The 434-nt window shown below is 60.4% G+C and carries 1 protein-coding gene; it reads left to right on the top strand.

What is annotated here, in order from left to right; translation table 11 throughout:
• On the top strand, nt 1–292 hold a 292-nt coding region (locus AC1DF0_RS32340; protein ID WP_477577679.1), incomplete at its 5' end, for a PilZ domain-containing protein.
• Between the last annotated feature and the right edge of the window lie 142 nt (nt 293–434).

Genomic DNA, 434 nt, shown 5'->3' with positions numbered 1-434 from the left:
CGACAAACCCATCGGCTTTCTGGGCAACTTGTCCAGCGACGGGCTGATGCTCATCAGCCAGTTGCCGATGATGGTGGGCGTCGACTTTGACCTGCGATTGAAAATCCCCGCCAGCGACGGCTGCCAGCAGGTCATTGACCTGAAGGCGTGTTGCCTGTGGTGCCATGAAGACGCCACGCCCCACCATTACGACACCGGGTTCAGCCTGCAACGGGCACCGCCGGAGTATGGGCAATTGGTGGAGGCGTTGACGCAGTACTTCAGTTTTCAGCCGTTGCCTGCTTCGGCCTGAAGTTCTGTGGTGCCTGTACTGACGCTATCGCGGCCTTGCCCGCGAAGGCGTCAGCCCAGGCGCCAGCTATTTAAGCCCCGGCCACCTTGATCGCCTTCTCGTTATCCAGCGACCGCTCCACCAGCATCAACCCCAACTCACT

This window comes from Paenibacillus sp. 05T425, from assembly GCF_056396205.1.
This window is presented reverse-complemented; position numbering and strand designations above follow the sequence as displayed.